The organism is Dokdonella sp. (genome assembly GCF_041395345.1).
In the GTDB taxonomy this organism is placed as follows: domain Bacteria; phylum Pseudomonadota; class Gammaproteobacteria; order Xanthomonadales; family Rhodanobacteraceae; genus Dokdonella.
Genome location: NZ_JAWLAR010000010.1, coordinates 119145 through 131610 on the forward strand (window position 1 = coordinate 119145; position 12466 = coordinate 131610).

Genomic DNA, 12466 nt, shown 5'->3' on the forward strand with positions numbered 1-12466 from the left:
GCGAGCGGTGCGGATCGTGCGCGGACTGGCCGCTGGTATTGCCCAGAGGATACGATCCTTCTCACGTTCCAGACTGCGGCGGCGTGCATGTCGGTCAATACCATCGCGATCAATCAGCGGCTGAACAGATTCGACGGTCACGAGGAAATCTGGCTGTTCGGCTATGGATCGCTGATCTGGAAAGTGGATTTCCCGTATCTGGAGCGACGTCCTGCGCGCATTCATGGCTGGGTGCGCCGGTTCTGGCAAGGTTCGCACGACCATCGCGGCACAGCCGAGGCTCCCGGCCGCGTTGCCACGCTGATTGCCGAGCCGAACGCGATCTGTGCGGGCATGGCCTACCGGATTGCGCCAGCCGTGTTTGACCACCTCGACATGCGAGAGAAGAACGGCTACCTGCGCGAAGTGGTCGGCATCGAGTTCAAGAGCGGTGAAACCGTCGACGGCCTGATCTACATCGCGGGACCTGAAAACGAAGCGTTTCTTGGCCATGCCTCGGATGCCGAGATCGCGGCCCAGATCGCGCGGTCCAGGGGACCCAGCGGATTGAATCGCGACTACCTGACGCATCTGGCAGATGCCCTGCGCGACATGGGTGAGCAGGACGCTCATGTTTTCGCGATCGAAAGACACCTGAACGCCGGCCTCGCGATCTGACTGGCGCAATCGCCCCGTCACCGGGGTTCAAGCCTCACAGCAGCTGCCAGCCTGAACGAATGCAACTGCTTTTCCGCATCGTCCGGGACGCTGCGCTGCCGTAGTGGCATCATTGTCGAAAGCCTCTGACCGGTACAAGAATGTTTTCTCGACTGCAATGGCTGCTGCTGCAGCTCTCACGCATGCTCTGGGTGCGCGCAACGGCATTCTCAGTTCTCGGCATCCTGACCGCGCTGGTCGCCCTGGTCGTCAAGCAATACATACCGAATCACTTGCCGGCGACGATTGGTGCCGATGCCGTTGATACGCTGCTGCAGATCATCGCCACGAGCATGCTGTCCGTGACGATATTCTCGCTCAGCACGATGGTTGCCGCGTATGCGTCTGCCACGAGCAACACGACGCCGCGTGCGACTCATCTCCTGCTCACCGACAGCACGGCGCAGAATGCGCTGGCAACCTTTCTTGGCTCATTCCTGTTCAGTCTCGTCAGCATCATCGTGCTGCAAACAGGCCTGTATGGCGATACAGGCCGCGTCGTCCTGTATGCGGTAACCCTGGGCGTCATCATCGTCATCGTGATCACGCTGCTGCGCTGGAGCGACTATGTGCTGCGCCTTGGCCGGGTCAGCCCGACCTGCGATCGTGTCGAAGCCGCCGCAACCTCCGCGATCCGGCGGCGGCGCGCTTCCCCCTATCTGGCAGGTCAACCCCGCGAAGCCGGTGAGACGGGTATTCCTGAAGGAACCATGCCGATCAAGACGGATGAATTCGGCTATATCGAGCACATCGACATGCAGGCCTTGCAGGAAACCGCCGAAGCTTGCGAAACGGAAATCTACCTGGTCGCCCTGCCGGGACACTTTGCCGGTGCGGCGCAGCCCCTGGCTCGAATCAAGGGCGCTCTTCCGGAGGAATCGATCAGGAAGATTCGCAAGGCGTTCAGCATTTCTGCTTCGCGCAGTTTCGACCAGGATCCGCGCTTCGGTGTCTGCGTGCTTTCAGAAATTGCTTCGCGCGCGCTCTCACCTGCGATCAATGATCCCGGCACGGCCATCGACGTACTCAGCCGGGGTGCACGCATGCTTTCGCTGTGGTCGGAAAATCACCCTCATGCGATCGAGGTCAAGAAGGAGGACTCCATTCGCTTCCCAAACGTGCATGTCCCTCCGCTCGAACTGGAAGAACTTTTTGACGACTTCTTCATTCCGATCGCACGAGACGGTGCCGGGCTGGTCGAAGTGGGCATTCACCTTCAGAAAATGCTGCTGACTCTGGCCAGCCTTGGCGACAGGAGATACCTGCGCGCGGCCGCGCGCCAGTCGGCACATGCACTGGCGCGTGCAGAAGCGTCCCTGAGCCTGACAGACGATATCGTGCGCATTCAGCAAGCCGCGGCCCGTGTAGCCAAGCTGGCTGACGCATGAATCCCCGTCTACGAAACGGGCATGCATCCCCTGGAGCATTTGCTTGAATGCCAAGGCCGATATCAAGGCATGGCGCGACGCGGGATGCATGCTCCGATTCGGCCATCATGAGATCTTCGTTCGCTCGGGAGGCCGCCCCGATGGACCTGCCCTGCTCCTGATTCACGGGTTTCCCACGTCCTCATGGGACTGGCAGCCCATCTGGCCGGAACTGGAAAACACCCATCACTTGATCAGCTTCGACATGCTCGGTTTCGGATTTTCCGACAAGCCGGCAGGTCATCGCTATTCCATGTTCGAGCAGGCCGACATTGCGCAGGCCGTGCTCAGGCATTGCGGCGCGAGCGAATACCACATCCTTGCGCACGACTACGGCGACACGGTCGCGCAGGAACTGCTGGCCCGCGACCTTGACGGCCCCCAGGCATGCACGCTGCTCAGTGTCTGTCTGCTCAATGGCGGCCTGTTTCCGGAATCACACCGTCTGTTGACCATCCAGAAACTGTTGCTCTCTCCCATTGGCCCGCTGGTTGCGCGCCTCTCGAGCCGCAGGAGTCTGGCCATCAGCATGCGCAACATCTTCGGCCCGGACACTCAGCCCGACGATGACTTGCTGGACGGGTTCTGGTGGCTGCTGACTGTCAATGACGGCAAGAAATGCATTGCGGACTTGATCCGCTATGTGCGCGAGCGCGCTGAATTCCGTGAACGCTGGGTCGGAGCCATGCAGCGGAGCAGCCGGCCGCTGAAGCTCGTCAATGGACCTGTCGACCCGATCTCGGGCGCGCACATGGTCGAGCGCTATCGGCAAATCGTGCCGCGGCCGAACATCACCGAGTTGCCAGGTATCGGCCATTATCCGCAAGTCGAGTCTCCGGCTGGCGTCGCAGCCGCGTACAGGGAATTTCGAGAAAGCATGGCCTGACCACCTGTGACTTTCGGGCCGTGTGCATGAAATTCGAGCGCGCATAGTAGGGATACCTTCCAGGGGACAATCCAATGCGCACCCTCAGCCTTCTGTTCGCTTCACTGAGCTCGATAATCATCGGTTGTTCCCGTTCCGAACCGCCTGCTGCGCCCTCGCCCGCAACCAGTGCCGCGGAATCGATTGGACCTGCACAGGCATCCGGCTCCGGCGACGTGGCGACGAAGGATCCGGGTATCGCCGCAGTTCTGGCCAATCCGGCCCGTAGCGAAGCCGACCGCGGACGCGACGCGCGCGACCAACCCGAAGCCGTGCTGACCCTGGCCGGGTTCGGACCCGGCATGACCATTGCCGACATTTTCGGTGGCGGCGGCTACTACAGCGAGATTCTCTCGGGCGTTGTCGGGGTGGAGGGAAAAGTCGTGCTGATCAACAACGCGGCCTACGACGCCTATGCGAAGAAAGGCCTTGAACCGAGACTCGCCGACGGGCGCCTGCCGAATGTCGAATACAACATCGTTCCAAATGACGCCATGCAACTGGGCGATTCGACCCTCGATGGCGCGATGATCGTCATGTCCTACCACGACCTCTACGTCGTCGACCCGGAAAACGGATGGCCGGCCATCGATGCCGGACAGTTCCTCGACCAGATTGCGACGGCACTGAAGCCCGGAGGTGTTCTGCTGATCGTGGACCATTCCGCCCGCGAGGGCAGCGGCAACTCGGACGCCAACAGTTTGCACCGCATCGAGGAATCCTTCGCCAGGGCTGATATCAGCAGCCACGGACTCGAGCTGATTTCCAGTTCGGATGTGCTGCGCAACCCCGACGATCCGCGAGACAAGGGCGCGCTCGATGAAAGCATCCGGGGCAAGACCGACCGCTTCGTGCATGTCTATCGGAAGAACCCCGATGCCTGAGGTCCGCGGTCCTGCGTCTGCCTGAAACTGCAGACGCAGCACGAATCGTGCCCCCAGTTCCGGCTAGTGCGCAGTCACCGTGCAATCACCCGCCAAGGCCAATGACTGCAAGGTGTGCCCGTCGCCATCCTGCGCAAACGCGACCAGATGCCATGAGGATTGTCCGGCAGTCTGCCTGGCAAGACGAATCATCTGGCGAACCGGCGGCGTCCACGGTCCCCAGAGCTGCGTGACGATGCGGTCATGCCGCAACGTTGCGCCGCGATTCTCGCCGCCCCCGACCTTGGTCGTCTGACCATCCAGAGTCTGCGCCAGCCAGACCCGGGCGCTCGGCGCGGATACCTTCGGTTTGCCAGCCTCCAGAGCGAGCTCCCATTCGCCGTCCTTCTCGGACAGTTCAAGCGCCAGGTCCATTTCGGCCACGGTGTTCCCCTCGAACAGGGCCGATTCAAACGCTTCTTTGGAATTCCACTGCACGCGTGTCTGTCGGCCGACCATGACTTGAGGTGTGTAGACAGTACTCCCGCCAGCGGCATTCACGCGCTTGCGCTGTCGATCGGCACTTTCGCGCAGGGCAAAACGGTCTGGCCATCCGATGGCGTCCCAGTAGTCAACGTGAAATGCGAGCAGGTTGATATCGGCCCGCCCCGTCTGGGCAGACAACCAGCGGTCGGCCGGTGGGCAACTGCTGCACCCTTCGGAGGTATAGAGCTCGACCAGGGGAACCAGACTGTTGCCGCTCGATGTGGCGCAGGTCGCGTCTGCAGAACCGATTGCAGGCAATGAACACAGAATTGCGGCAGTGGTCGCGAGCAGTTTCAGCATGAGCGTCTTCCATTCGACTTGAACCGGCGCGCGGACCATTGGGCCTGCCCGATGCAGGCATCCGCTTGCAGATGACCCGTACGGGCAAGAAGACCGGCAAGAGTGAAGAAACATTGCAGGAGCGACTGCCAACGCCGGATGACCTCGGCCATTCAGTGACTATTGCTGGATCGAACCCTGCTGCTGGAAACCGGATTCGGAAGCGGGTCGCGCCTCTTCGCTGATACTGACGCTCACTTCCATGGATTCCGACCTACCGCCCTGATGGACGCCCCGGATCGGAGCGGCGTCGTGATAATCGCGCCCGCAAGCGATGCGCACGTAGTACTCGTTCGGGCAAATCCGGTTGGCAGCATCAAAGCCCACCCAGCCCACGTCTTCGACGAATATTTCAGCCCAGGCATGGCTGGCCGCCTCGCCAGTCTCGGCTCCGGCGCACAGATAGCCACTCACGTAGCGTGCCGGGAAGCCGAGAACCCGTGCCGCCGCGGACAACAGGTGAGCGTGGTCCTGGCAGACGCCGAGACCCTGCTCGAGCGCTTCGGCAGCGGTCGTTTCGGAGTCGGTCTGGCCAGGGACGTAGTCAACCCGATCGCGCACGTGGTTGCACAGTCGATGCAGGCGATCGATGTCGCCGTCCCCTTTCGGCACCTGACCGGCCATTTCACGAATGGCAGAGTCGATCCGGGTCAGCGGCGTCTCGATCAGAAAGAACTGGACAGGAAGAAGTTCAACCGTGCCACTCAGGACACCGTGATGATCACTGGTCTGTACGCGGCCATTGACCTCCACCAGCACCTCGTTGACGGCGCCATCGGCGGTGTGGGTTGCAACGGGATTGCCAAAACCGTCCTTCGTGATGCAGGGCAGCAGTGTCCCATCCACTTCGACGCGCCAGTCCACGACTGTCTGGCTCGCGGAACTGGCCGGCCACAGGCGCAGCGCCTGGGTGACGCGCAGCGCCGGTTCCGAGTACTGGTAGTGGGTCCTGTGTCGAATCGCAAGTTGCATCAGAAATTGTGGCCGCGTGCGATTTGCTCGCCAAGCAGTGCGCAGCGCTCGATCAGTTCGCTCAGATATTCATGCAGTCCACGCTCGATGATGTCTTCGATACGCCCGTAGCGAAGTTCGGCGAACTGCTTGTGGGCGATCCGCTTGCACTCGGCACTGAGTTCGGAATCCTGACTGCTGATGGGATCGAGGTTGAGGCAGATCTGCTCGAAACAGAATGCCAGCGAGCGCGGGAACTCCAGCCGAAGAAGAAGCAGCTCCGCAACATGGACGGGCTCTACCTGCCCCTTGAACAGAACCCGATAGGCGCGGCGTGCGCCCAGAACACGCAGGATCGCCAACCATTGGTAATAATCGACGACGCCACCGACATCCTGAACAGTCGGCAGGCGCACGTGATACTTCACGTCGAGAAGGCGCGCCGTGTTGTCGGCGCGTTCGAGAAACTGGCCCAGCCGGGTGAAGTGGAAACCGTCACGTCGCAACATGGTATTCGCATAGACGCCATGGACCAGACTGGTTCTCGCCTTGACCCAGTCGAGGAATTCGGTAATCCGATCCTCAGTCATCTCCCCTGCTTCGAAATCGCGCAACTCCATCCAGCTCGTGTTGACGGCCTCCCACATGTCGGTCGTCAGCGCCGTGCGCACCGCGCGTGCATTTCGGCGAGATGTCTCGATGCAATTGCAGATGGATGACGGATTGTCGCGATCGAAAGCCAGGAACGAAACGACGGTCTCCGGATTCGCGCTGGCATGCTTTTCGAAGAAAGCCTGCTGAGAACCGGACGCAACAATCGCCGATTCCCACTCGCTGTTGTTGTCGGCGTCGAATCGCACGGCGCTCATGTGGCCCGCCACCTGCAACAGGCGGGCGAGATAGTCGGCACGCTCCATATAGCGGGCCAGCCAGAACAGGCTGGAAGCAGTCCTCGCAAGCATCAGCGTTCCAGCACCCAGGTATCTTTGGTGCCGCCTCCCTGTGATGAATTGACTACCAGCGAACCGTCGCGCAAGGCGACACGCGTGAGCCCTCCCGGTACGATGCGGATCTTGTCGCCGCTGAGCACGAAGGGACGCAAGTCGACGTGGCGTGGCGCTATGCCAGAGTCGACGAAGGTGGGCACAGTGGAAAGTGCCAGGGTCGGCTGCGCCACGTAATCGTGTGGCCGTGTCTTGAGCTGCTCGACGAAGGTCCTGATCTCCTCCTTGCTCGCATGCGGTCCAACCAGCATTCCATAGCCACCGGAGCCGTGCACGGCCTTGACCACGAGCTCTTCGATATGCGCTAGGGTATAAGCGAGATCATCGGGCTTGCTGCAATCGTGCGTCGGAACGTTCTGCAACAGGGGTTCCTCGCCGAGGTAGAAGCGGATCATTTCCGGCACATGGATGTAGACCGCCTTGTCGTCGGCGATGCCGGCACCGATCGCATTGGCCAGGGTCAGATTTCCGGCCCGCGACGCGAAATGAAGTCCGGGTGCACCGAGCATCGACTCCGGACGGAATACGAGCGGGTCGATGTAGTCGTCGTCGATGCGACGATAGATCACGTCGACCCGCGTCAGTCCGCTGGTACTGCGCATGTAGCAGATTTCATTCCTGACCAGCAGATCCGCGCCTTCGACAAGGTCAACACCCATTTCGTCGGCGAGGAATGCGTGTTCGTAGTAGGCGCTGTTGTAAATGCCGGGCGTAAGCACGACCACGGTGGGTTCGCCAGGGCAATTGGGGGGCGCCACGGAGCGCAGGGTTTCGAGCAGTTCATCGCCATAGTGGGCAACCGGTGCGACACCAGCGCGCCTGAACAGGTCGGGAAACAGGCGCATCATCACTTCGCGGTTTTCGACCATGTAGGAAACACCGGAGGGCGTCCTGCAGTTGTCCTCGAGCACGTAATATTCATCCGGCCCGGTTCGAACCATGTCGACGCCGGCGATATGCGTATAGACGTTGTGCGGCAGATCCTGGCCGACCATTTCCGGACGGAATTGCGGATTGTTGAGAACCAGGCGCTCGGGCATCTTCCCCGCGCGGATGATTTCGCGATCGTGATAGACATCGTGGATGAACGCGTTGAGGGCCCGCACGCGTTGCTCGAGTCCCTTGCGCAGACTCTGCCACTCGGCCTGCGCCAGTACGCGAGGTATCAGATCGAACGGAATCAGACGCTCGGGGTCACCGCCTTCGGTATAGACCGCGAAGGTGATGCCGATCCTGCGGAACAGCACTTCCGCTTCGCGCCGCTTGAGGGCGAGCTGTTCGGCGGGTACGGAATTCAGCCAGGCATCCACAAGCGTGTAGGGCGGTCGGATGTCCTCGGGCCATCCCATTTCATCGAAAACCTTTGCTGCGGTCGTCATTGAATATCCAGTTGGGCTTGCAGTCAGACTGACCGGGAACGCCGTCGGGGTCAAGGCAAGCCCGGCGCCAAACCTCGAATGGCATGCCCCTGCGGGTGACTGGATGCAAGCCTGATTGCCAGTCTGGGGGCATACTGTGCAAATGGCACAGTCGGTCGCCCCTGCATGAATGACGATTCCCGCGCACGCCCAGCAGATCCAGCTGAAAGAGCGGAAGTGGTCCTGCCCTGCTCCGATCTCGATGCGGCCATCGCCTTCTTCACCGGGGTCGCCGGATTCCGTCTCGACATGATCATGCCGGCCGATGCACCCGCAGTGGCGGTGGTGTCTCGCGAAAGCCTGGTGTTGCGACTCGAGGCAGGCATGGCGATCGACCCGGAACGCGCGTCGCTCAGGATCCGCCTGCCACTGGATACGGAGGTCGATTCGATCAAGGGGCCGGATGGCGTGGTTCTCGAAAGCGCTGCCGCACCTGATAGTCGCACGGACATTCCGGAATCACCCGAGTGGATCATTTCACGTGCCGAAGACGGCACGGCATGGATGCAGGGACGTGCCGGCATGGAATACCGTGATCTGATCCCCGGCCGTCGCCAGCAAAGCGTGATCGCCTCGCATATCCGCATCAGGCAGGCGGGGCCCGTTGCCGACTACGTGCACTTCCACCATATCGGTTTCCAGATGATCTACTGCCGGCGCGGCTGGGCACGACTTGTCTACGAGGATCAGGGCCCTCCCTTCATCATGAATGCCGGGGACTGCGTGCTGCAGCCGCCCACGATCCGGCATCAGGTTCTGGAAGCCTCGGACGGCTTCGAAGTGATTGAGCTGGGCAGTCCTGCGCAGCACGAAACATGGCGCGATCACGCGCTGATCCTGCCCACCACGAAAGCGGATTCAACAAAAACGTATGGCGGACAGCGCTTCGTTCACCACGTTGCAGCGAATGCACAATGGCTGCCACTGACCAGAGGTGAAGCCAGCATCCGCTATACCGGCATTTCGGCCGCCACGATCGGGATGGCCAGCGCAAGAGTGCTGCGCATCGATCACTCGCTGGCGGCGACGAGCGGTCGATTCCTGTTTCTGTTCGTGCTTGACGGATCCTGCGATTTGCACGTGGCCGGAATCGGCAGCGCGCGCCTGCAAGTGGATGATGCGAGCCTGCTGCCGTCCTTCGTCGACTACGAGCTGGCCGTCACGGGGTCCTGCGAGTTGCTTGAGGTTTCGTTGCCTGCCAATCCACACCCCTGAACACGGGCACCTGTCGCGGCTAGGGCAACGCAGATCAAGTGACGCAACCGTCACGACGTCTGTCAGCGTGCAGATCGCGGCGCGCTGACGCAGATGGACCGGCCGTCTCGGCAACTGCTCCTGCGTTGCTCTACCTCCTGCATCCATGCAGCCGCTTCAAGGCAGCGCAACAAGAAGCTGCGCGCTGACAGACGTCGCCTGACCGATTGACTCTCTGTTGAAACAGGTGGCTTTCAGGAGGCCCGCCAGTCGCACCGCGAGTCTTGTCAAGGCCACCAGCCTTCACTTCGCCTCGCAGCGCGACTGGCAGACCTCCTGAATGCCATGACGATTGTGCCACTTGATCAGCGTTGCCCTAGAACACCGACAAGCCGGTCAGAGTCGTGAACAGGTCCAGGGCAGTTGCGCCGGCCAGCGAATTGCCTTTTTCATCCAGCCCCGGCGACCACACTGCAACAGTGAGCACCTTTGGCACCACGGCGATGATGCCTCCGCCCACGCCACTCTTGGCCGGCAGGCCGACACGAAAGGCGAATTCGCCGGCGGCATCGTAGGTTCCGCATGTCAGCATCAATGCGTTGATGCGCTTGGCACGCTCTGGATTGATGACGGATTCACCGGAACGCTGGCAACGCCCCTCATTGGCCAGATAGAGAAAGGCACGCGCAAGATCGGTGCAGCTCATCTGCAAGGCGCACTGATGGAAGTAGAAGTCCAGTACGTCTTCGACCGGGTTGTCGAGATTGCCGAAACTGCGAATGAAATTCGCCAGTGCGGCATTGCGGAAGCCGGCTTCGCGTTCGGAGCTGGCTACTTCTTCGTCGATGCAGACCTCTGCGTTGCCCGATCTGTCCCGGACAAACTCAAGCAGGGTTTCCAGAGGTTTCGGCGTCTGCGAAAGGATCACGTCGGCAATGACATGCGCGCCGGCATTGATGAACGGGTTGCGCGGAATGCCGTTCTCGCGTTCGAGCTGGACCAGCGAATTGAATGCGTTGCCGGAAGGCTCGCGACCGACACGCTTCCAGAGTTCACCCCCCAGTGCCTCCAGAGCCAGGGTCAGGCTGAAGGCCTTGGAAATGCTCTGGATGGAGAATCGCTCTTCGGCATCGCCGACGCTGAACAAGCGACCATCCAGCGTGGCGACCGCCATGCCGAACCGGTTGGCAGGAACACGGGCAAGGCGCGGAATGTAACTCGCAACCTCGCCCTGTCCTACCAGCGGGGCAACCTCGCCGGCGATCTCTTCAAGAACACTGGCAATGTCGAGCTTGGCGCTCGTTTCGAGGATGATCTCATCGGACTTCATGGGTACATGTTCGCACGCATGCCGGCATTGGCGAAGCGGTTTGCAACGCGGCCCGCAGTCGCCTATTTCGAGGGCTTGACCTCGTGCTTGTGTCCGGCAATGGCCTTGGCCGCGGCCAGGACCACGCCAGCCGGAACACGTACCTTGTAGTCGGGGTGCACATAGGAAAACTGCAGGACACCTGCAGCATCGACGATGAACACGGAGGGCACGGGCAAGGCATGGTGGTTCTCGCCCGAGGATGCTTCCAGATCGATGCCATAGCCCTTGTACTTCTCGATGGTCGCGTCATCAACGCGGAACCCGATGCCAAAGGCGCGCAATGCATCGGCCTTGCTGTCGGACAGCAGGGTGTAGTCGAGCTTGTCCCTGGTCATTGTCCTGGCAAGCTCCTCGGGTCGGTCCGGGCTGATCGCGATGACCTGGTAGCCGAGTTTCTCGGCCTCGGCGGTGATCAGGCGAAGTTCGCTGAGCTGGGTATTGCAATACGGGCACCAGCCGCCGCGATAGAACACAAGGATGGCCGGCCGTCCATCGACCTGCTGTTTCAGCGTGACGGGTTTTCCATCCACGCCCTGCAGGGCTACATCCGGCATGGCAGAGCCGAGCAGGATCGGACAGACATCCGTGGCCGAGTTTGCAAGGGTGCCGGCGGCCATGGTCGCGGAACTGAGAAGCATGAGGGAAGCGAACAGCAATCGAATCATCACGGAATCCTCGTTGGTCGAACAATGGATAGAAGAGCTGGCCACTGCGGATTTACTTTCACGATCGACCTGGGTGATGGTTCCGGCATGCGATCAACGCGGCGTATCGGCGTTGCAAGCCTGCTTTGCGTCAAAGTCCTCGGAAAAGGCCTGCTCCAGCATTTGTCGTTCCAGACTTCGGTAAATGGTGTCATGGCGAAGTTCGGGATGCGCCGCATGTGTCCAATGCAATCCTGCAGCCGGATGCGCACACAAGGCACGGACCAGGTTCATGGTCACCATGCGATTGCCATTGTCGTCAGCAGACGCAAGCAGAAGCCGCACATCGATTGCTCCGACAGCTTCGAGCCTGGCTCCGGCTTCGCGTGTCCATTGCTCGTTGTTCCACCAGAGGCTGGGATCCAGTGCAATGTAGATGTCGAACAGGTCCGGCTGCAGAAACAGCGTTTCGACGATGAACAGAGCGGCAACCGATTCACCCATGATGGCCGACTTGTCATTGACCGCGTAGCGCTTGCCAATCAGCGGCTTCAATTCGTCCGCGATGAAGGCACGAAATGCCGCCGAACCGCCCACGACCGGCGCAATCCCACGATCCTGGTCGACTTCGGTAGGGCCGGTCAGGTCACGTCGGCGCTGGGTGTTTTCGATACCGACCACCAGCATCGGCGGAATGTTGCCTTGACGAACCAGAGCATCCACCGTCTTGGCCACATGCGGAAAGTCCTCGGCAATACCGCCATCGGGCATGTAGAGAACAGGATAACCATGGCCTTTCCCGGTCTCATACCCCGGCGGAAGCCAGACATTGACCACACGGGTCTCGCCAAGCTCCCGCGATTCGATCTGCAGGGTTTCGTGTGCCGGTACCGTTTCGGTGGCTGGCGCCTGGGGCGTGACGAAAATGGCGCAGAGCAGGACGATCGACTGAATTGAAGCTCGCAGGAACATTGCCTTCCTCGTTGAATGGATGGAGCAGATTGAAAGCCGTGGCGGTTCAAGAACGGCCATGCCCTTGCAACTGCCGGGCGTGTTCAATGATAGTGGCTTGATCCGCATCGTCGGT

General features: G+C 60.9%; 12 protein-coding genes. 5 read left to right on the forward strand and 7 right to left on the reverse strand.

Features of this window, described 5'->3' with window-relative positions:
* The first annotated feature begins 87 nt into the window (after positions 1-87).
* From R3F00_RS10755 to R3F00_RS10770, 4 genes are all read left to right on the forward strand, one after another.
* Positions 88-657 carry a gamma-glutamylcyclotransferase gene (locus tag R3F00_RS10755; protein WP_371281783.1) on the forward strand — a complete coding sequence of 190 codons (570 nt, stop codon included), beginning with the start codon at positions 88-90 and terminating at the stop codon, positions 655-657.
* 140 nt (positions 658-797) lie between these two features.
* A complete protein-coding gene (locus R3F00_RS10760; RefSeq protein ID WP_371281784.1) occupies positions 798-2084 on the forward strand; it encodes a DUF2254 domain-containing protein in 1287 nt (428 codons plus the stop codon).
* Positions 2085-2127: 43 nt separating this feature from the next.
* Positions 2128-3009, forward strand: coding sequence for an alpha/beta fold hydrolase (locus tag R3F00_RS10765; protein WP_371281785.1), 882 nt, complete (start codon positions 2128-2130; stop codon positions 3007-3009).
* Between the two features lie 74 nt (positions 3010-3083).
* Complete coding sequence (locus R3F00_RS10770; protein ID WP_371281786.1) at positions 3084-3932, forward strand: class I SAM-dependent methyltransferase; 849 nt, start codon at positions 3084-3086, stop codon at positions 3930-3932.
* Positions 3933-3995: 63 nt separating this feature from the next.
* Here the strand turns inward: R3F00_RS10770 and R3F00_RS10775 are convergent, their stop codons facing one another.
* From R3F00_RS10775 to R3F00_RS10790, 4 genes are all read right to left on the reverse strand, one after another.
* The gene (locus R3F00_RS10775) at positions 3996-4757 is read right to left on the reverse strand and encodes a DUF1223 domain-containing protein (protein ID WP_371281787.1); all 762 of its coding nucleotides are present in this window, start codon (positions 4755-4757) and stop codon (positions 3996-3998) included.
* Between the two features lie 159 nt (positions 4758-4916).
* Entirely contained in the window at positions 4917-5768 is an 852-nt protein-coding gene (locus tag R3F00_RS10780; RefSeq protein WP_371281788.1) for a transglutaminase domain-containing protein, read from the reverse strand.
* Positions 5768-6709 (reverse strand): alpha-E domain-containing protein, encoded by a 942-nt coding sequence (locus R3F00_RS10785; RefSeq protein WP_371281789.1) that lies wholly within the window; start codon positions 6707-6709, stop codon positions 5768-5770. The genes R3F00_RS10780 and R3F00_RS10785 overlap by 1 nt, the downstream gene beginning before the upstream one ends.
* The gene (locus tag R3F00_RS10790; protein ID WP_371281790.1) at positions 6709-8130 is read right to left on the reverse strand and encodes a circularly permuted type 2 ATP-grasp protein; all 1422 of its coding nucleotides are present in this window, start codon (positions 8128-8130) and stop codon (positions 6709-6711) included. Before R3F00_RS10790 ends, R3F00_RS10785 begins: the two co-directional genes overlap by 1 nt.
* A gap of 216 nt (positions 8131-8346) precedes the next feature.
* Here R3F00_RS10790 and R3F00_RS10795 point away from each other — a divergent pair, with 216 nt between their 5' ends.
* Positions 8347-9384 (forward strand): hypothetical protein, encoded by a 1038-nt coding sequence (locus tag R3F00_RS10795; RefSeq protein ID WP_371281791.1) that lies wholly within the window; start codon positions 8347-8349, stop codon positions 9382-9384.
* Positions 9385-9739: 355 nt separating this feature from the next.
* On the opposite strand, the gene R3F00_RS10800 is transcribed toward R3F00_RS10795, so the two are convergent.
* The 3 genes from R3F00_RS10800 to R3F00_RS10810 all read right to left on the reverse strand — a co-directional run bounded on the left by R3F00_RS10800 (position 9740) and on the right by R3F00_RS10810 (position 12351).
* Positions 9740-10693 carry a glutaminase gene (locus tag R3F00_RS10800; protein ID WP_371281792.1) on the reverse strand — a complete coding sequence of 318 codons (954 nt, stop codon included), beginning with the start codon at positions 10691-10693 and terminating at the stop codon, positions 9740-9742.
* A gap of 62 nt (positions 10694-10755) precedes the next feature.
* Positions 10756-11400, reverse strand: coding sequence for a peroxiredoxin-like family protein (locus tag R3F00_RS10805; protein WP_371281793.1), 645 nt, complete (start codon positions 11398-11400; stop codon positions 10756-10758).
* 93 nt (positions 11401-11493) lie between these two features.
* The gene (locus R3F00_RS10810) at positions 11494-12351 is read right to left on the reverse strand and encodes an alpha/beta hydrolase (RefSeq protein WP_371281794.1); all 858 of its coding nucleotides are present in this window, start codon (positions 12349-12351) and stop codon (positions 11494-11496) included.
* Between the last annotated feature and the right edge of the window lie 115 nt (positions 12352-12466).

Excerpts from the sequence above, each read along its gene's own strand:
- R3F00_RS10755 (WP_371281783.1), top strand. The coding sequence starts at position 88 with ATGTCGGTCAATACCATCGCGATCAATCAGCGGCTGAACAGATTCGAC.
- R3F00_RS10760 (WP_371281784.1), top strand. The coding sequence starts at position 798 with ATGTTTTCTCGACTGCAATGGCTGCTGCTGCAGCTCTCACGCATGCTC.
- R3F00_RS10770 (WP_371281786.1), top strand. The coding sequence starts at position 3,084 with ATGCGCACCCTCAGCCTTCTGTTCGCTTCACTGAGCTCGATAATCATC.
- R3F00_RS10775 (WP_371281787.1), bottom strand. The coding sequence starts at position 4,757 with ATGCTGAAACTGCTCGCGACCACTGCCGCAATTCTGTGTTCATTGCCT.
- R3F00_RS10780 (WP_371281788.1), bottom strand. The coding sequence starts at position 5,768 with ATGCAACTTGCGATTCGACACAGGACCCACTACCAGTACTCGGAACCG.
- R3F00_RS10785 (WP_371281789.1), bottom strand. The coding sequence starts at position 6,709 with ATGCTTGCGAGGACTGCTTCCAGCCTGTTCTGGCTGGCCCGCTATATG.
- R3F00_RS10790 (WP_371281790.1), bottom strand. The coding sequence starts at position 8,130 with ATGACGACCGCAGCAAAGGTTTTCGATGAAATGGGATGGCCCGAGGAC.
- R3F00_RS10800 (WP_371281792.1), bottom strand. The coding sequence starts at position 10,693 with ATGAAGTCCGATGAGATCATCCTCGAAACGAGCGCCAAGCTCGACATT.
- R3F00_RS10805 (WP_371281793.1), bottom strand. The coding sequence starts at position 11,400 with ATGATTCGATTGCTGTTCGCTTCCCTCATGCTTCTCAGTTCCGCGACC.
- R3F00_RS10810 (WP_371281794.1), bottom strand. The coding sequence starts at position 12,351 with ATGTTCCTGCGAGCTTCAATTCAGTCGATCGTCCTGCTCTGCGCCATT.